Origin of the sequence: Staphylococcus sp. 11511212, from assembly GCF_011394755.1 — a bacterium.
Taxonomy (GTDB): Bacteria; Bacillota; Bacilli; order Staphylococcales; family Staphylococcaceae; genus Staphylococcus; species Staphylococcus chromogenes.
In genome coordinates, this window is sequence record NZ_JAANBQ010000015.1 from 1 (window position 1) to 18836 (window position 18836).

General features: G+C 38.9%; 23 protein-coding genes. 22 read left to right on the forward strand and 1 reads right to left on the reverse strand.

The genetic code is table 11. From position 1 onward, the window contains the following. Positions 1-240: 240 nt before the first annotated feature. The gene (locus G8Y84_RS09290) at positions 241-432 is read right to left on the reverse strand and encodes a hypothetical protein (protein WP_037577070.1); all 192 of its coding nucleotides are present in this window, start codon (positions 430-432) and stop codon (positions 241-243) included. Positions 433-574: 142 nt separating this feature from the next. Between G8Y84_RS09290 and G8Y84_RS09295 the strand changes: the two genes are divergently transcribed. From G8Y84_RS09295 to pth, 22 genes are all read left to right on the forward strand, one after another. Further along, entirely contained in the window at positions 575-1915 is a 1341-nt protein-coding gene (locus G8Y84_RS09295) for an Orn/Lys/Arg family decarboxylase (protein WP_103159381.1), read from the forward strand. A gap of 1 nt (position 1916) precedes the next feature. Further along, a complete protein-coding gene (gene tmk / locus G8Y84_RS09300; RefSeq protein WP_119505407.1) occupies positions 1917-2537 on the forward strand; it encodes a dTMP kinase in 621 nt (206 codons plus the stop codon). Positions 2538-2677: 140 nt separating this feature from the next. Beyond that, positions 2678-3007: a cyclic-di-AMP receptor gene (locus G8Y84_RS09305; protein WP_037577055.1), complete on the forward strand. Its 330-nt coding sequence runs from the start codon at positions 2678-2680 to the stop codon at positions 3005-3007. 171 nt (positions 3008-3178) lie between these two features. Beyond that, positions 3179-4108: a DNA polymerase III subunit delta' C-terminal domain-containing protein gene (locus tag G8Y84_RS09310; RefSeq protein ID WP_037577050.1), complete on the forward strand. Its 930-nt coding sequence runs from the start codon at positions 3179-3181 to the stop codon at positions 4106-4108. A gap of 5 nt (positions 4109-4113) precedes the next feature. Then, entirely contained in the window at positions 4114-4917 is an 804-nt protein-coding gene (locus G8Y84_RS09315; protein ID WP_105997008.1) for a PSP1 domain-containing protein, read from the forward strand. A 13-nt stretch (positions 4918-4930) separates the two neighbouring features. Further along, a complete protein-coding gene (gene yabA / locus G8Y84_RS09320; protein WP_037577040.1) occupies positions 4931-5284 on the forward strand; it encodes a DNA replication initiation control protein YabA in 354 nt (117 codons plus the stop codon). Between the two features lie 39 nt (positions 5285-5323). Beyond that, a complete protein-coding gene (locus G8Y84_RS09325; protein WP_165806323.1) occupies positions 5324-6049 on the forward strand; it encodes a methyltransferase in 726 nt (241 codons plus the stop codon). Then, positions 6042-6296 carry a GIY-YIG nuclease family protein gene (locus G8Y84_RS09330; RefSeq protein WP_037577030.1) on the forward strand — a complete coding sequence of 85 codons (255 nt, stop codon included), beginning with the start codon at positions 6042-6044 and terminating at the stop codon, positions 6294-6296. Before G8Y84_RS09325 ends, G8Y84_RS09330 begins: the two co-directional genes overlap by 8 nt. Further along, positions 6293-7129 carry a 16S rRNA (cytidine(1402)-2'-O)-methyltransferase gene (rsmI, locus tag G8Y84_RS09335; RefSeq protein WP_037577026.1) on the forward strand — a complete coding sequence of 279 codons (837 nt, stop codon included), beginning with the start codon at positions 6293-6295 and terminating at the stop codon, positions 7127-7129. The genes G8Y84_RS09330 and rsmI overlap by 4 nt, the downstream gene beginning before the upstream one ends. A gap of 96 nt (positions 7130-7225) precedes the next feature. Beyond that, positions 7226-9193, forward strand: coding sequence for a methionine--tRNA ligase (gene metG / locus G8Y84_RS09340; protein WP_037577021.1), 1968 nt, complete (start codon positions 7226-7228; stop codon positions 9191-9193). A 121-nt stretch (positions 9194-9314) separates the two neighbouring features. After that, a complete protein-coding gene (locus tag G8Y84_RS09345; protein WP_105963478.1) occupies positions 9315-10094 on the forward strand; it encodes a TatD family hydrolase in 780 nt (259 codons plus the stop codon). Between the two features lie 17 nt (positions 10095-10111). Beyond that, positions 10112-10651: a ribonuclease M5 gene (rnmV, locus tag G8Y84_RS09350; RefSeq protein WP_037577013.1), complete on the forward strand. Its 540-nt coding sequence runs from the start codon at positions 10112-10114 to the stop codon at positions 10649-10651. 7 nt (positions 10652-10658) lie between these two features. Further along, on the forward strand, positions 10659-11549 hold the full coding sequence (rsmA, locus tag G8Y84_RS09355; RefSeq protein ID WP_103159375.1) for a 16S rRNA (adenine(1518)-N(6)/adenine(1519)-N(6))-dimethyltransferase RsmA: 891 nt from the start codon (positions 10659-10661) through the stop codon (positions 11547-11549). Positions 11550-11648: 99 nt separating this feature from the next. Continuing rightward, positions 11649-11915: a biofilm formation stimulator Veg gene (gene veg, locus G8Y84_RS09360; RefSeq protein ID WP_105997009.1), complete on the forward strand. Its 267-nt coding sequence runs from the start codon at positions 11649-11651 to the stop codon at positions 11913-11915. Positions 11916-12156: 241 nt separating this feature from the next. Beyond that, positions 12157-13005, forward strand: a complete 849-nt coding sequence (ispE, locus tag G8Y84_RS09365) for a 4-(cytidine 5'-diphospho)-2-C-methyl-D-erythritol kinase (protein WP_037577004.1) — start codon at positions 12157-12159, stop codon at positions 13003-13005. A gap of 22 nt (positions 13006-13027) precedes the next feature. Then, positions 13028-13855: a pur operon repressor gene (purR, locus tag G8Y84_RS09370; RefSeq protein WP_037577001.1), complete on the forward strand. Its 828-nt coding sequence runs from the start codon at positions 13028-13030 to the stop codon at positions 13853-13855. Positions 13856-13872: 17 nt separating this feature from the next. After that, on the forward strand, positions 13873-14253 hold the full coding sequence (locus G8Y84_RS09375; RefSeq protein ID WP_037576999.1) for a RidA family protein: 381 nt from the start codon (positions 13873-13875) through the stop codon (positions 14251-14253). A 63-nt stretch (positions 14254-14316) separates the two neighbouring features. Further along, complete coding sequence (spoVG, locus tag G8Y84_RS09380) at positions 14317-14631, forward strand: septation regulator SpoVG (protein WP_037576996.1); 315 nt, start codon at positions 14317-14319, stop codon at positions 14629-14631. 261 nt (positions 14632-14892) lie between these two features. Beyond that, positions 14893-16260, forward strand: coding sequence for a bifunctional UDP-N-acetylglucosamine diphosphorylase/glucosamine-1-phosphate N-acetyltransferase GlmU (gene glmU, locus G8Y84_RS09385; RefSeq protein WP_165806324.1), 1368 nt, complete (start codon positions 14893-14895; stop codon positions 16258-16260). A 75-nt stretch (positions 16261-16335) separates the two neighbouring features. After that, the gene (locus G8Y84_RS09390) at positions 16336-17301 is read left to right on the forward strand and encodes a ribose-phosphate diphosphokinase (RefSeq protein ID WP_037576991.1); all 966 of its coding nucleotides are present in this window, start codon (positions 16336-16338) and stop codon (positions 17299-17301) included. A 138-nt stretch (positions 17302-17439) separates the two neighbouring features. Beyond that, positions 17440-18114 (forward strand): 50S ribosomal protein L25/general stress protein Ctc, encoded by a 675-nt coding sequence (locus G8Y84_RS09395; RefSeq protein ID WP_103159372.1) that lies wholly within the window; start codon positions 17440-17442, stop codon positions 18112-18114. A gap of 144 nt (positions 18115-18258) precedes the next feature. Further along, positions 18259-18825, forward strand: coding sequence for an aminoacyl-tRNA hydrolase (gene pth / locus G8Y84_RS09400; protein ID WP_037576985.1), 567 nt, complete (start codon positions 18259-18261; stop codon positions 18823-18825). The last annotated feature ends 11 nt before the right edge of the window (positions 18826-18836 follow it).

Genomic DNA, 18836 nt, shown 5'->3' on the forward strand with positions numbered 1-18836 from the left:
TCATAAGTGATGCGATGAGCCGAATCGAGACCGAGAGGTCTCTTTTTTGTTTGAAAATGGATATACATAGAAGAGACTATCCTTTTCCTTTCTAATGAAATAGCCACCAAAATTTACCTTTAGATAAATTTTGGTGGCTATTTTAATAGAACTCAAACTAAAGACCTTCTATTCACCCTTGTGCATAGTCGGACTGAAAATGTCACTCATTTTATTCGTAACACCTTCATGTATATGATTTCAAAAAAACGGCATATGTTTACTTGCGTTGATGATATCTTTCGTATAAAAGAATTGTTTGCCTTGCCCAGTATAGGCGGGTTCTAAAAGTAAATTCGTCGTTGCAGCATAGAGCCATTTAGGATGAATACCAGAGTTTAAAATGTCTTGGAACTCTTGAAAATCTTTATTCCAATCTAAATTAATGTGCATGAATTTCACCTCACTTTTATTATAGAACATATGTACGTATTTGGGAACTAAGCTGTAATGATAGATGAGATGCCCTACTATAGTCAAGTTTATCAATCAATGATAGGATAGAGATATTCAAATAAATTGAAGGAGATAAAAGATGAAAGGTCCTTTATATCAACGTTTAGAGACGTGGGCAACAGCACAACCCATCTCGATGCATGTGCCTGGACATAAAAATCAAACGATTGGTGACTTATCTTTTTTATCAGGCCACTATGATATTACTGAAATAACAGGGTTTGACGATTTGCATCATCCAGAAGATGTTTTGAAAGACAGTATGGCGACGATTCAACGCCATTCGGATTATGATGCTTATTTTTTAGTCAATGGGACGACGAGTGGTATTTTGGCGACGATTCATGCGTTTCAATCTTTACCAGGACAAGTCATAATGGCACGCAATGTCCACAAATCGGTGTTTAATGCGCTGGATTTAGGACATCAACAGGCATTCATTTTACCGACAGAGATTCACGAAAAAACTTATCAATATTTAACGCCGCGCCCAGAAAATATAAAGCTAGATAATGGTAAATTAGGGGTCATCACTTATCCTAATTATTATGGTCAAACATTTGATGTTGCGCGTACGATTGAAGCATTTCATCAAGGTGGCATTCCTGTTTTAGTTGATGAAGCGCATGGAGCTCATTTTGGATTAAAAGGGTTCCCGTCCTCTGCATTAAATGCTCAGGCCGATTATGTCGTCCAATCGTTTCATAAAACATTACCTAGTTTAACGATGAGTTCAGTGTTATATATACATAAAAAGGCGCCTAGACGGGATCAAGTTATTCATTTATTACAAACATTTCAATCTTCAAGCCCTTCCTATTTATTGATGACAAGTTTAGAATCTGCAAATGCATTTTATGTATCGTACGAAAGTGGGCGCTTTTTTGAACGGCGTCATCAAGTGATACAGGCATTAAAAGAAAAAGGATTACACGTAAAAACTGTGGATGATCCATTAAAACTACTCATTTATCATTCGGGATTATCAGGGTATGAACTGCAAAAGCGGATGGAATCATTGCATATTTATGCAGAGCTTGCAGATGATCAACATGTCCTTTGGATACTTCCTTTGTGGCATGCGAATGATACGTTTCCAATGGAGGATTTGTTGCGACGACTTCAACAAATGAAACTTCCAGACAAACAGCGACAAAATATTTTCGCGCTTGAAACTTTATACACAGGAGAAGGGCAGTATGTGCCTGATACATTTGAACAAACGCGCACAATCTCTTTCCATGAGGCAGAAGGGGCCACTTTAGCACAACATTTAACAGTGTATCCGCCAGGCGTGCCTACGTTATTAAAAGGAGAGAAGTTGACAGCATCTATGATAGCGTTAATCAATGCTTGGTATGATAAAGGGTTACGCGTTGAAGGACTCTATAAAGACAAAATTAAAGTGAAGGATGACTAGAATGGCATTATTTATTTCAATAGAGGGCCCTGAAGGCTCAGGTAAAACGACAGTGCTTAAAGCAGTTGTAGAACAATTATCCAAAGATTATGATGTAATTGCGACACGCGAACCCGGTGGCGTGAAAACAGCTGAAGCCATTCGGAACATTTTATTAGAAGGCGATACGATGGACGCGCGGACGGAGGCATTATTATTTGCAGCGGCGCGTCGTGAACATTTAGTTGAAAAAGTGTTACCCGCATTAAACAAAGGAACGACTGTTATTTGTGATCGATTCATCGATAGTTCATTAGCTTATCAAGGATTTGCTCGAGAAATTGGTGTGAATGCTATTGAAACCATCAATGCATTTGCGTTAGAAGGACATTATCCGGACGTGACATTATATTTAGATATCCCGGCTGAAGTGGGTCGTGCCCGTATTTTACAAAATCAACGTGAACAAAATCGTCTTGATAAAGAGGATGAAGCTTTTCATGCGCGGGTGATTGAAGGTTACCAACAATTAATTCAAGCACATCCAGAACGGTATGAAGTGATTGATGCGACGCAATCGATTGAAAATGTTGTTGCCGACGTCATGACGGTGATTCAAGCGCATCTTGCTTCTAAATCATAGATGTCATGACCTTAACGAATGTCATCGCGTGTTAAAATGGTATATAATGATTTGTAAATACACACCCATTTTTTAATAATTCTTCAGTGAAGTAAGCGAATGACATATGCTATAATAATGTTCAAGAGGTGCATGAGACTATGAAAATGATAATTGCTATTGTTCAAGACCAAGACAGTCAAGAACTCTCAGACCGACTCGTCGAAAATAACTTTAGAGCGACGAAACTTGCTTCAACAGGGGGCTTTTTACGCGCAGGGAATACCACATTTTTGAGTGGGGTCGATGATGATCGTGTAGATGAAATTTTAGAAGTCATTGGCCATACATGTGGAAACCGCGAACAATTGGTTTCTCCAATTACCCCTATGGGTGGTAGTGCAGATTCTTACATTCCATACCCAGTTGAAGTCGAAGTTGGCGGGGCAACCGTTTTTGTAATGCCAGTCGAATCGTTTCACCAATTTTAGATGATAACGAAGGTTGTGGCAGCGTATGCGGGTCTTTAAGGCAATGTGTACGACTGTACAACCTTTTTTATTTGAAGAATCATTTTGAAGCAACACCCATAAATCGGTATGTTTAAACTACTGTTACATACACATAATGCTATCATCGAGAAAAAATAAAGGAGACGTGACATGAAGGAGATTGATCAATTACTTAAAGCCTACGAAAATCAAAAACTTTCGCACGCCTATTTATTTGAAGGGGATGATCTAGAGGCGATGTCCTCAACCGCTTTTACGTTTGCGACCCATATTTTATGTCAGACGAATAGCCAATGTGCTACTAAAGTTAAAGAGATGAATCATCCTGATTTTCATTATGTTAAAACGGATGAAACGACGATAAAAAAAGAGCGCATTGAACAACTCGTACATCACATGAATCAATTACCGATTGAAAGTGATTATAAAGTTTATGTGATTCAAGATTTTGAGCGGTTGACCGTGCAAGGGGAAAATAGCATATTAAAATTTTTAGAAGAACCACCAACGAATACAGTAGCTATTTTAATTTCTTCTAAGCCTGAACAAATTTTAGATACGATACATTCTCGCTGTCAACATGTCTATTTTAAACCGATGCCGAGAGAGACGTTTGTCACGCGACTCTCTGAAAAAGAAGACATCACTAAACCGGTGGCAGAATTACTGAGTACCTATACCACCCAATTTGAAGAAGCGCAACAACTGAATGAGGAAGCGGATTTAGTGACATTGCGAAAAACTATTTTACAATGGTGTGATCGGTTACTTAAGCAACGTGAAATGGCCTTAATTGGGATTGTAGATTTATTAAAACAAGCAAAAAACCGACGACTGCAATTGTTAACGTTGGCAGCCGTTAATGCTTTTTTCCAAGATATGATGTATGCCAAATCAGGTTTAATAGCACGTATTACGTTTTCAGAGCTTCAATCGTATTATGAAATGCGTGCACAACAATTAAGCTATCCGCATTTAACGTATATTATTGAACAAATTACAGAAGCACATAAAAAGCTCAATCAAAATGTGAATCCAACGCTGGTATTTGAGCAAATTGCAATTAAAGTAAAGGGGTGAAGCGCATGTGTGTAGTGGTAGGAATCTATTTTAAAAAAGCGAATACCCTAGAATATTATGCGCCTTGTGAAGGGGATTTATGTGAAGGAACACATGTCGTTGTAGAATCTCATCGTGGTTTTGAACTTGGCAGTGTCAAACATGAGCCGAAAACCATTAACGGAGAGGACGTCGCGCAACCATTAAAATCTGTGTTGCGTATTGCATCTGAACAAGATTTGGAGACGCAAATGTCTAACGAATCTGCGGCCGATGAAGCTTTATCGTTATGTAAAACGTATGTTGCTGAACTCGGTTTAGATATGCGTCTTGTTAACTGTGAATATACATTAGATCGCTCGAAAGTCATTTTTAACTTTACTGCCGATGAACGCATTGATTTCCGTAAATTAGTCCGTTTACTCGCTCAAAAATTAAAAACACGTATTGAATTGAGACAAATTGGTGTTCGAGATGAAGCGAAATTACTCGGTGGCATTGGGCCTTGTGGCCGTTCCCTATGCTGTTCAACATTTTTAGGGGACTTTGAACCGGTCTCTATTAAAATGGCGAAAGATCAAAATCTTTCTTTAAATCCGGCGAAAATTTCTGGCGCGTGTGGGCGACTCATGTGCTGTCTTAAATACGAAGATGATATGTACGAAGAAGCGCGTGAACAATTACCAGATGTTGGGGAAATCGTCGACACACCAGAAGGCCGTGGAGAAGTTGTGAGTTTGAATGTCATCAATGTTTCTATGCATGTAAAGGTGGAAGGATTGGAGCAACCACTTGAATATCATATCGAAGAACTGAATACAATTAAATAAGGAGAGAGGCCCATTGGATCGAAATGAACTTTTCGACCGTTTAATGCAATTGGAGCAAAACGTGACGATGATTCAAGATAATATGCAAGCTTTAAAAGCATTGACGGTAGAATTGGTTGAAGAAAACGTGGCATTACAAACAGAAAATGATAATTTAAAGTCTTTACTTCAACAACAAACAGTTCCTGAACAAGAAACCTCAAAGACGAAAAAGCGGCCAACAAAGCAACTGCAAAGTCGTGAATATTTCGCAAAGTTATACCATGAAGGATTTCACATTTGTCATGACGTCTTCGGGAAACATCGAAAAGGTGAAGACTGCATTTTTTGTTTAAATGTTTTAAATAGTATGAAAGACAACGAGTAACAAAACGAGGTTGGGTTGTAATGAAGTAGAGGTGGCAACGTGTTAACACAAGAGGAACGATTAGATTATTTAATGAAAGAAAATTTAAGAATCATTCAAAATGATGCCGTATTTTCTTTTTCAACAGATGCGTTACTTCTTGGACATTTTACGATTCCAAGAAAACGTGACCGTATTTTAGATTTGTGCACAGGGAATGGCGTGATTCCTTTGTTATTATCTGCAAAAGGGAACAACCAAATAACTGGCATCGAAATCCAAGAACAATTGGTGGATATGGCACAGCGTAGTGTGGCCTATAATGCGTTAGACGACCGAATTGACATCATTCACGACGATATTCAACATGTGACGCAACGCTATAAACCTTCATCTTTTGACTTAATCACGTGTAACCCTCCTTATTTTAAAGCTAACCAAGTGAACCAACATCAAATTGAAGCACACAAAATTGCACGTCACGAGATTTATTGTACGTTAGATGATTGTGTGCGGGTGAGCGGACATGCATTGAAACAAGGGGGACGACTGGCGATGGTACACCGTGCGGAACGCTTGTTGGACATTTTTGAAGCAATGCGCCGCTACCAAATCGAACCAAAACAATTACATATGATTTATAGCAAAGTGGGTAAAGAGGCGCAGACCATTGTCGTAGAAGGGCGGAAAGGTGGCAATGAAGGTTTAAAACTGGCACCGCCTTTTTATATGTATGATGCCTCAGGGCACTATACCGATGAAATGAAGGCGATCTATTATGGCTAAACATTATATCTACATCGTACGTTGTAGTGACGATTCGCTTTATACAGGGTATGCCACAAATGTCAAAGCGCGTATCGCGAAACATAATGAAGGTAAAGGAGCCAAGTACACGAAGGCGCGTCGTCCTGTGCGATTAATGTATGAGGAATCATTTGAAACAAAATCTGAAGCGCTAAAGCGAGAATATGCGATTAAACAACTTAGCCGTCACGATAAATTACGTCTGATTAAAGGAGCACAAGCATGACACATCTATATTTAGTGGGAACCCCTATAGGAAATTTAGAGGATATGACATTTCGTGCGATTGACACATTGAAACGTGTTGATGTCATCGCTTGTGAAGATACACGTGTCACTAAAAAACTCTGTCATCATTTTGAGATTACAACACCTCTTGTGTCCTATCACGAACATAATAAAGCACAAAAAACGGAATCATTAATCTCAAGTTTATTAGAAGGAAAAACGGTGGCACTCGTGTCAGATGCAGGGTTACCGTTGATTTCAGACCCTGGTTATGAGTTGGTCGTACGTGCACGTGAGGCACAAATAGATGTCACACCTATCCCGGGTGCTAATGCAGGGCTAACAGCGTTGATGGCGAGTGGTTTGCCTTCATTTGTGTATACCTTTATAGGGTTTTTACCGCGAAAAGCACGTGAAAAAACGGAAATTTTAGAAACACGGATGTTTCAAGAGAGTACGTTGTTATTATATGAATCTCCATTTCGTGTGAAAGAAACGTTAGAAGTGATTCAAGAGATTGACCCGGAAAGGCGCATTACCTTAGGACGAGAGTTGACTAAAAAATTCGAACAAATTTCGACGGATCAAGTGAGAAACCTCTTACCTCTATTGGATGAAACGATTCCTTTAAAAGGGGAATTTGTCATTATTATTGAAGGTGCAGAAGCAAAGGTTGCCGAACAGTGGTTTGAAACGCTTTCGATTGTTGAACATGTCGACCACTATATCCATCAAAATATGAAACCCAAACAAGCGATTAAACAAGTGGCAAAAGAACGCGACATGTCGAGTAAATCAGTTTACAATATTTACCACGATATAGAAGCGTAAACTTGGCGAAAACAAGAGAAGATGTCAAGTTGTAAGATTGAAAAAGACGGTAAATTTCGTTATATTAAATAAGATAAGAAATGAGGAGGAGCGCTGATGGTAAAAGATACATTTTATATTACTACACCGATTTATTATCCAAGCGGTAATTTACACATTGGCCATGCATACTCAACGGTTGCAGGAGACGTTATCGCACGTTACAAACGTTTACAAGGGTACGATGTACGTTATTTAACGGGAACAGATGAGCATGGACAAAAGATTCAAGAAAAAGCTCAAAAAGCAGGCATGTCTGAATTAGACTATTTAGATGAAATGATTGATGGCATCAAAGCGTTATGGAAAAAGTTGGACATTTCGAATGATGATTTCATCCGCACAACAGAAAAACGTCATACGGTTGTCGTTGAAAAAATATTTGAAAAGTTATTAGAACAAGGGGATATTTACCTTGGAGAATATGAAGGTTGGTATTCCGTCCCTGACGAAACTTACTACACAGAAACGCAACTCGTAGAGCCTGTGTATGAAAATGGGAAAATCGTGGGTGGAAAAAGCCCAGATTCAGGCCACGAAGTTGAACTTGTGAAAGAAGAAAGTTACTTCTTTAAACTTTCAAAGTATACGGACCGCTTGTTGGCATTTTATGATGAGCATCCTGAGTTTATTCAGCCTCCATCACGTAAAAATGAGATGATTAATAACTTTATTAAGCCGGGACTTGATGATTTAGCGGTATCCCGTACCTCATTTGATTGGGGTGTCAAAGTTCCATCAAATCCTAAACATGTGGTTTATGTTTGGTTAGATGCATTAGTTAACTATATTTCAGCGCTCGGTTATTTGACAGACGATGACGAATTGTTCCAAAAATATTGGCCGGCAGATATCCATCTCATGGCAAAAGAAATTGTACGTTTCCATTCGATTATTTGGCCAATCATTTTAATGGCGCTTGATTTACCATTACCGAAAAAGGTGTTTGCGCACGGTTGGATTTTAATGAAAGATGGAAAAATGAGTAAATCAAAAGGTAATGTGATGGATCCTAATGTGCTCATCGATCGTTACGGTTTAGATGCGGCGCGTTATTATCTCATGCGTGAGTTGCCATTTGGTTCAGATGGTGTCTTTACGCCTGAAGCCTTTGTGGAACGTACGAACTATGACCTTGCGAATGACTTAGGGAACTTAGTGAACCGTACGATTTCAATGATTAATAAATATTTTGATGGTGAACTTCCTGCTTACCAAGGCCCTCAACATGAGCTTGATGCCGAGATGGAACAAATGGCGTTAGATACAGTGAAAGCCTACCATGAAAGCATGGAAAACTTACAATTCTCAGTTGCTTTAGCGACCGTATGGAAATTTATTAGTCGGACTAATAAATATATCGATGAAACTACGCCATGGGTTTTAGCAAAAGATGAAACGCAAAAAGACATGTTAGGCAACGTGATGACCCACTTAGTAGAAAATATACGTTTTGCAGCGGTATTGCTACGACCGTTCTTAACGAATGCGCCATATCAAATTTTTGAACAACTGAACATTAACAATCAGGCGCTCCATGAGTTTGACAGTCTATCTCAATATGGTCATTTGACGGAGCCTATCACTGTGACGGAAAAACCGACACCTATTTTCCCACGCTTAGACGTTGCAGCGGAAGTAGAATATATTAAAGAAAGTATGCAACCGCCGAAGCCTGAGAAAGAAGATGTACCTTCTAAAGCAGAAATTGACATTAAAGATTTCGACAAAGTTGAAATTAAAGCAGCTACCATTATTGATGCTGCACACGTAAAAAAATCAGATAAACTATTAAAAATTCAAGTCGACTTAGACCACGAACAACGCCAGATTGTTTCCGGTATTGCTAAGTTTTATCAACCTGAAGATATCATTGGTAAAAAAGTGGCTGTTGTTACAAACTTAAAACCTGCAAAATTAATGGGACAAAAGTCAGAAGGCATGATTTTATCTGCTGAAAAAGACGGTGTACTCACTCTCGTTAGCTTACCGAATGCAGTTCCAAATGGAGCAATCATCAAATAATTCGAGTAACGACACATTGCAGTTAGACTTGTGAAACGACACTTAGGAGTGAGACGCAATTTCAAATTGATTCAATTTGAGCGCAGTCTCACTCTTTTTTGACGAAAGAGGAGGAATGAGGATGTTAATCGATACACATGTACATTTAAATGCAGACCAATATGATGAAGATTTGGATGAAGTGATTGAACGCGCACGTGCAGCTGGGGTGGATCGTATGTTTGTCGTGGGATTTGATACGAAAACGATTGAACGCGCGATGGCACTCATTGACCAGTATGATTTTATCTATGCCATAATTGGCTGGCACCCAGTGGATGCTATTGATTGTACGGATGAGCGCTTAGCGTGGATTGAATCATTGGCAAAACACCCTAAAGTCATCGGTATTGGAGAAATGGGCTTGGATTATCATTGGGACAAATCACCTAAAGAGATTCAAAAAGAAGTATTTAGAAAACAAATTGCTTTAGCTAAGCGCGTGAAATTGCCTATCGTAATTCATAATAGAGAAGCGACACAAGACTGCGTGGATATACTTATGGAAGAACATGCAGAAGAAGTTGGAGGAATTATGCATAGCTTTAGTGGCTCACCTGAAATTGCTGATGTGGTGATTCATAAATTAAACTTCCATATTTCTCTTGGAGGTCCAGTGACATTTAAAAATGCTAAGCAACCCAAAGAGGTCGCAAAACACGTGCCCCTCGAGCGATTGCTCGTTGAAACAGATGCGCCATTTCTAACCCCACACCCTTATCGAGGCAAACGTAACGAACCCGCACATGTCACGCTCGTTGCACAACAAATTGCTGAACTTCGTGGCATCACCTACGAAGAGGTCGCACAACAAACAACGGAAAACGCCGAACGATTATTTCATTTAAATACGTCATTATGATAAAAGAAGGTGTCTCAGTGAAAATCAATGAATTTGTGGTTGTAGAAGGTAGGGACGATACAGAGCGTGTCCAACGGGCTGTAGAATGCGACACGATTGAAACGAACGGGAGTGCAATTGATCGTGAACGGTTAGATGTCATCCGTCAAGCGCAAGAAACACGAGGGGTAATTGTGTTAACTGATCCTGATTTCCCAGGTGATAAAATTCGCACCATCATACGAGATGCAGTACCGGGCGTCAAACACGCCTATATTGACCGTGAAAAAGCCAAAAATAAAAGAGGAAAAATCGGAGTCGAACATGCGTCATTTGAGGCGATTCGTGAAGCGCTCATGCATGTCTCCTCTCCATTATCTGAATCGCATGAAACGATAGATAAAGCAGTTTTGATTGATTTAGGGCTTATTATTGGGCCAGATGCAAGACATCGCCGAGATATTATAGGTCGGAAACTACATATCGGCCATTCAAATGGGAAACAATTATTAAAGAAACTCAATGCGTTTGGATATACAGAAGAAGACGTGCGTCGCGCATTAGGAGAAGAGGAGTAACACATTTATGCATGAGAAAGATATTGCTACACCATCTAGAACCCGCGCATTGTTAGAACAACACGGTTTTAGTTTTAAAAAGAGTTTGGGACAGAACTTTTTGATTGATGTGAATATCATCAACAAAATTATCGATGCAAGTGGCATTGATGAACGTACAGGTGTCATCGAAGTAGGTCCAGGTATGGGGTCACTCACCGAGCAATTGGCAAAAAATGCCAAAAAAGTGCTCGCATTTGAAATCGATCAGCGTTTAATACCAGTGTTAAAAGAAACACTTTCCCCATACGATAATGTATCGGTTATTAACGAAGATATTTTAAAAGCGAATGTGGCCGAAGCGATTCACACCCATTTAAGTGACTGTGATAAAATCATGGTCGTAGCCAACTTACCTTACTACATTACGACGCCTATCTTATTATCGCTCCTCGAAGCGGATTTAAATATTGATGGCTATGTTGTCATGATGCAAAAAGAAGTTGGAGAACGCCTTAACGCGACAGTGGGAACGAAAGCGTATGGCTCATTGTCCATTGTGGCACAATATTACACGGAAACGTCACGCGTGTTGACGGTCCCAAAAACGGTATTCATGCCTCCACCTAATGTAGATTCTATTGTCGTTAAATTAATGAAGCGACCCACACCTATCGTTCAAGTAGAAAATACCGCACAGTTTTTCAAAATGACGAAAGGGGCTTTTAGTCAACGACGTAAAACCATTTTCAACAATTACCAGAACTTATTTGTTGAGGGGAAAAGTGTGAAATCGGATATTATGGCATGGTTAGAAGCGGCGGGGATTGACCCTAAGCGTCGTGGAGAAACGCTTTCAATACAAGAATATGCACGATTGTATGACGAGTTGGAAAATTTCCCAAAATTGATATTATAAAATGATTGACTTTCTATTCTCGCATTGATAAAATTAAAATTTTGCTTGACCTAGGCGCCCTAAATGTGTTATACTACACTAGTAGCGAGGTGGAGCAATATGCCAAAATCTATTATAGACATCAAAAATAGTCTTGATTGTCATTTAGGAAATCGTATTGTACTTAAAGCTAATGGGGGACGTAAAAAAACAATTGAACGTTCTGGTGTGTTAAAAGAAACATATCCATCTGTGTTCATTGTTGAACTAGACCAAGATAAACATAATTTTGAACGTGTGTCCTATACTTATGCGGATGTACTCACAGAGAATGTACACGTATCCTTTGTAGAGGAAGACTTACAACAAGAAGCGACGGCGCAATAATACTTATTAAATTGATAAGTTGTACATATTAAAGAGTGGGCGTGTAATCTGTCGTATCAGATTGCAATGTCGCACTCTTTTTTGTGTGCGATAACAGTATATTTGAACCGCTGATTCTGTCTTAATAGATAAGGTTGAGGCGAGGAGATCTTTTTTATAAAATAGCGTTATGAGTCACACGCATCCTATGAGACTTATGGTAAAATCACAGTAATACCATATAAAAAGAGGAAATGATAGTATGATTTATGAAACGGCTCCAGCTAAAATCAATTTAACTTTAGATACATTGTTTAAACGTGAAGACGGCTATCACGAAGTAGAAATGATTATGACTACTATTGATCTCAATGACCGATTGTCATTTGAAAAACGTCAAGATGGTAAAATCGTACTTCATGTCGACGAAACTTATATTCCGTCTGATGAACGTAATTTAGCCTATCGCGCAGCACTTTTGATGAAAGAAACGTACCAAATAAAAGAAGGTGTGACAATTACGTTAGAAAAGAATATTCCGGTGGCTGCAGGGTTAGCAGGGGGGTCTAGTGACGCAGCAGCTACGATGCGTGGGATGAACCGTTTGTTTGAGTTGAATCGCAGTTTAGATGAACTGAGCGAATTGTCAGCTGAAATCGGTTCGGATATCCCGTTTTGTGTCTATGGAACAACAGCCTTATGTCAGGGACGTGGTGAAAAGATTATGCTACTTGATCGCCCCCCTTCATCTTGGGTGATTGTGGCGAAACCTCAATCGGGATTATCTACTCCGGATATTTATCAAGGACTCGATTTGAATCAACCGTTCGAAGTTCATACGGAAGACTGCATGCGTGCCATTGAAAACAATGATTATATCGGCGTTTGTGAAAGTTTATCGAACCGTTTAGAGCCCGTGTCTATGGCTTTACAACCCGAAATACAAAAAATAAAAGAAAATATGTTGAATAACGGAGCAGATGGTGCGCTCATGAGCGGAAGTGGTCCAACTGTGTATGGATTTGCCCAACGTGAGCGACAAGCACGCCACATTTATAATGCCATTTGTGGCTGCTGTAATGATGTCTACTTAGTGCGTACGTTAGGATAACGACGAAAGGAACTGATGATACATGAGATATAAGCGAAGTGAACGTATCGTCTTTATGACACAATATTTAATCAATCATCCCAATAAATTAGTGCCATTAACGTTCTTTGTAAATAAATTCAAACAAGCGAAGTCTTCTATTAGTGAAGATGTCCAAATTATTAAAGATACGCTAGTTGAGGAAGGATTAGGAACGATAGAAACAGTCGCAGGTGCAAGTGGTGGCGTACGCTATCGTCCTGAAATGCAAAAAGAAGAAGCAAAAGTAGTGATCAATGAACTCATTCACTTGCTTCAAGAAAAAGAAAGACTATTACCAGGAGGCTACTTATTTTTATCCGATCTTGTCGGGAATCCCCCTTTATTGAAGCGTGTGGGTAAACTGATTGCGACATTATATAGGCAAGAAGAACTCGATGCAGTGGTTACAATTGCGACAAAAGGGATTTCACTCGCAAATGCTGTAGCTAGTGTTTTGAATTTGCCAGTTGTGGTAATCAGAAAAGACAACAAAGTGACAGAAGGCTCTACCGTTTCGATTAATTATGTTTCAGGCTCAACTCGAAAAATTGAAACGATGGTTTTGTCCAAACGAACGTTAAAAGAACATTCCAAAGTATTAATCGTAGATGATTTTATGCGTGCGGGCGGTTCAATTAACGGGGTTATCAATTTAATGAATGAGTTTAAGGCAGAAGTAAAAGGGGTATCGGTACTTGTAGAATCTAAAGAAGTCAAGCAACGCTTAATCGAGGACTATACTTCCTTAGTACGCTTATCCGATGTCGACGAGTATAATCAAACATTTAAAGTCGAAGCGGGGAATTGCCTTTCTAAATTCGAAAATTAGAGGAGTGACGATTCAACATGAAAACAATTAACACCCAACAAGCACCTGCAGCTGTAGGACCTTATTCACATGCATCCGTTGTGAATGGATTGGTCTACACATCAGGTCAAATCCCTTTAAATTTAGAAGGAAACATTGTCAGTGATGATGTAGAAACTCAAACAAAACAAGTGTTTGAAAATTTGAAAGCTGTACTTGAAGCAGCAGGCTCAGATTTAGAGCATGTTGTTAAAGTTCTCGTATTTTTATCAGATATGGAAAATTTTCAAAAGGTAAACGAAGTCTACGGCACGTACTTTACATCGCATAAACCAGCGAGAAGTGCGGTGGAAGTCGCTCGTTTACCAAAAAATGTTAAAATTGAAATCGAAGTCATCGCTGAAGTTAAGGATATATAATACAGACTTGAACTTCTTAATTAACTACATTTTTTAACTTATATACTATGGGGGGCTCACTACATGAAAGTGACAGATGTCAGACTTAGAAAAATACAAACGGATGGGAGAATGAAAGCACTAGTGTCTATCACATTAGATGAATCATTCGTCATCCATGACTTGCGCGTAATTGAAGGTAACTCAGGACTTTTCGTAGCAATGCCAAGTAAACGTACACCAGATGGTGAATTCCGCGACATTGCGCATCCTATCAATTCAGACATGCGTCAAGAAATTCAAGATGCCGTAATGAAAGTATATGATGAAACTGATGAAGTCATTCCGAGTCAAAATGACCAGGAACAAGAAGAATCAGAAAATAACGAGGAAGCTTAAATTCCGAAAAGATAGAAAGGGTTTTATGGTTGAAGGTCTCAACAGCCATAAAACCCTTCTTTTATAGGTGTGAAGAGATTGATACATCATCAATATTTTTGATACATAAACACTTCAAAAAATGAAAAAATAGGTGATTATGATGAAAAGATTTAGTCAAATATTGGAGAGTCACTTCAATTCTTTGTTTACGTCTTGAAAGTGACACTTCGCTTAAATTATAATTATGTAGAAGTGTAAAAAAACTGGAGGGTTCATTCCATGCAAAAACATGCAGTCGTTTTAGCAGCGGGTAAAGGCACACGCATGAAGTCCAAAAAATATAAAGTACTTCATGAAGTTGCTGGAAAACCTATGATTGCGCACGTCATTGATCAAGTCAAAGTGGCAGGCATTGACGATATTGTCACAATTGTAGGTCATGGTGCTGAAAGCGTAAAAGAAACATTAGGGGATGTTTCTAAGTACAGTTTTCAACAAGAACAACTCGGCACAGCGCATGCTGTACAGCAAGCAGAAACACACTTAGGTCAGTTAGACGGCACAACGATAGTGGTTTGTGGTGACACACCACTCATTACAGGTGACACATTATCTCAACTCATTACACATCACGAAGCCTCAAATGCAAAAGCCACTGTATTATCAGCTATCACAGAGCAACCGTTTGGTTATGGGCGCATTGTGCGTGATGCCAATACAGGTGCATTGAATCGCATCGTGGAAGAAAAAGATGCGAACGATGAAGAAAAACAAATCACTGAAATCAGTTCTGGAATTTTTGCTTTCGATAATGCAACGTTATTCAAACTTTTACATGAGGTCGACAATGACAATGCGCAAGGTGAATATTATTTGCCACAAGTCTTAACCTTAATTCAGCAAAATGTCGAAGACGTGGCGATTTTTCAAACCGATGATTTTGATGAAATTATTGGGGTGAATGACCGTGTAGCGCTGAGTCGTGCAGAGCGTCTCTACCGTCGTCGTACGAATGAGGCACATATGCAGAACGGTGTCACGTTACTTGACCCTGACACGACATATATTGGTGCGGATGTCACGATAGGAGCAGATACCGTTATCGAAGCGGGAGTTAAAATTTCAGGACATACAAAAATTGGCGAAGATGTTGTGGTCGGTCAATACTCTGAAATTCACGACAGTGTCATTGAAGACGGTGTCACAATTAAACAATCTGTGATTACTGAAGCTATTGTAGGTCAAAAGTCTAAAATAGGCCCATTTGCACAATTACGTCCAGGTACTCATCTTGGCACTGAAACTAAAATTGGTAACTTTGTAGAGGTTAAAAAAGCTCATCTAGACGATGGGGCTAAAGTTTCTCACTTAAGTTATATTGGCGATGCTGAAATTGGTGCGCGCACTAATATTGGCTGTGGTTCAATAACAGTCAATTATGATGGCGTTAACAAGTTTAAAACCGTCGTAGGTAAAGATGCTTTTATTGGCTGTAATTCGAACTTAGTGGCACCGGTTACTATTGGAGATGGCACGCTAATTGCAGCAGGTTCTACGATTACAGATGATGTTCCTGAAGATAGCTTGGCGTTAGCCCGAGTAAGACAAACTACGAAACCTGGTTATTTAAACAAAGATAAAAAATAAATATATAACGACTATGTATGAACAAAACGGATCAATATCAATTACCAAACCCTAAATTATATTGGAGGATAAAACATGTTAAACACCGAATATAAAAATTCGTCTTTAAAAATTTTCTCGTTAAAAGGAAATGAACCCCTTGCTCAAGAAGTAGCAGATCACGTAGGTGTAGAATTAGGAAAATGTACGGTGAAACGTTTTAGCGATGGAGAAATTCAAATTAATATTGAGGAAAGTATCCGTGGTTGTGATGTTTTTATTATTCAACCGACATCTAATCCAGTGAACGTTCATCTCATGGAATTATTGATTATGATTGATGCGTGTAAACGTGCATCAGCTGCGAATATTTCTATTGTTGTCCCATACTATGGTTACGCGAGACAAGACCGTAAAGCGCGTAGTCGTGAACCCATCACTGCAAAATTAGTGGCAGATTTATTTGAAACTGCTGGGGCAGATCGCATGATTGCACTTGATTTACATGCGCCTCAAATTCAAGGTTTCTTTAATATTCCAATCGACCATTTAATGGGTGTGCCGATTTTGGCAGACTATTTCTTGAAAAATAAAGATATTGATCCAGACAAATATGTTGTTGTTTCACCTGACCACGGTGGAGTAACACGTGCACGTAAATTAGCCGACTTCTTAAAAGCACCGATTGCTATCATCGATAAGAGACGTCCAAAACCGAACGTGGCTGAAGTTATGAATATTGTCGGTGAAATTGAAGGACGCACTGCAATTATTATCGATGACATCATTGATACTGCGGGTACTATTACATTAGCTGCACAAGCTTTAAAAGATAAAGGGGCAACAGAAGTTTATGCATGTTGTACACACCCTGTACTATCTGGTCCTGCTAAAGAACGTATCGAAAAATCAGCTATTAAAGAACTGATTGTGACAAACTCAATTCAATTAAAAGAGGAACAAAAACCAAATAATATCATTGAGCTATCTGTCGCTGAACTATTAGCACAAGCGATTGTACGTGTCTATGAACGTGAATCTGTAAGTGTATTATTTGATTAATCGATGTTGACTTATATGTAAAATTTGTGTAAAATATTTCTGTTCGTGTCATTACGGACAAATACACACTTGCAAGCAACGTATCGTTGATGGGCAAGTGCTTGCACATAGGTGCATGAAGAAAGGTGGAAACGAAATATGGCTTCATTAAAGTCTATTATTCGTCAAGGTAAACAAACTCGCGGTGATTTACGTAAAATCCGTGAAGCAGGTAAAGTCCCTGCAGTCGTTTATGGATACGGTACTAAAAACGTATCTGTAAAAGTTGATGAAGTTGAATTCATCAAATTAATTCGTGAAGTTGGACGTAACGGTGTTATCCAATTAGGCGTAGGTTCAAAAGAGATCAAAGTTATGGTATCTGATTACCAATACGATCCACTTAAAAACCAAATCACACACATCGACTTCTTAGCAATCAACATGAGCGAAGAGCGTACTGTAGAAGTACCTGTAAACTTAGTTGGTGAAGCAAAAGGTGCTAACGAAGGTGGCGTTGTTGAACAACCATTATTCAACCTTGAAATAACTGCTACACCTGACAACATTCCTGAAGCAATCGAAGTTGACGTTACAGACTTAGATGTTAACGATAGTTTATCTGTGGCTGACATCAAAGTATCAGGCGACTTCACAATCGAAACTGCTGAAGACGAAACAGTTGTATCAGTTGTTGTTCCAACTGAAGAACCAACTGAAGAAGAAATCGCTGCGATGGAAAGCGACGCTGAAACAGAAGAACCAGAAGTTGTTGGTGAATCTACTGAAGAAAGCGAAGAAGAAGATAAAGAAGCGTCTAAAGACGAAGAATAATCTTTATCATTCTGTAAGACATAATGACGAGCCGAGTGCCGTTGTTATGTCTTTTTTTGTAGTATTTAGCTCTCGGTGTTACTTGAAATATGTTAGTATGGAATAGTGATTAAAAGCGCGTGACGAGTGCAAGGAGGTTACTTAATGAAACTCATCGTTGGATTAGGCAACGTCGGAAAAAAATATGAACAAACACGCCATAATATTGGCTTTGAAGTGATAGATTATCTTTTAGAACGGCATCAATTTAAATTAGATAAACAAAAATTTCGTGGTGCGTATACGATTGAATTTTTGTTTGGTGAAAAAGTACTGTTTTTAGAACCGCTCACATATATGAATTTATCAGGTGAAGCCTTGAGACCGTTGATGGACTACTATCAAATTGATGTAGAAGATATATTGGTCTTATATGATGATTTGGATCTTGCACAAGGGCATATTAGGTTACGCCAAAAAGGCAGTGCTGGCGGCCATAATGGCATTAAATCTATTATTCAACATCTCGGAACTCAACAATTTAAACGGATTCGTATAGGGATTGATCGTTCTTCGCGCATACCTGTCGTTGACTATGTTTTACAGAAGTTTTCTACAGAAGAAATGAAAACAATGCAACCTGTCATTGAACATGTAGCAGATGCAGTAGAAGCTTTCATTCAAAATGAAAAGTTTGAAAATATAATGAATCGATATAATGGTGAAGTCTAGTGAAATCAATA